Annotated in this window: 1 pseudogene; it reads left to right on the forward strand. The window is 64.2% G+C overall.

The window, feature by feature from the left end:
• Positions 1-192: 192 nt before the first annotated feature.
• Positions 193-254, forward strand: a pseudogene (locus tag RM812_RS43520) (helix-turn-helix domain-containing protein); the annotation flags it as partial.

Raw genomic sequence — 254 nt, forward strand, 5'->3', positions numbered from 1 at the left:
GCGTCGGCCTGAGCCTCTACCGAGTCGTCCGCGAGCTGCAGATACTCCTCGCGACCTGGACCGGCGCCTGCCCCACCTGTCACCGCGACATGCCAGACCCCGCACCAACATGACCAAGCCCTACTAGCTACTGAGGTTTTCGGATTGTCGTCGGGTAGTGACGGTTCATGATCCCCGCGGTATGCCGATGAGGTGAGGTATCCAGAGGGTGGGGGCCTGACCGCTGAGCGGCGGGCATTTCGTGAGGGGATCCG

The organism is Streptomyces lancefieldiae, from assembly GCF_031845825.1.
GTDB classification, from domain to species: domain Bacteria; phylum Actinomycetota; class Actinomycetes; order Streptomycetales; family Streptomycetaceae; genus Streptomyces; species Streptomyces lancefieldiae.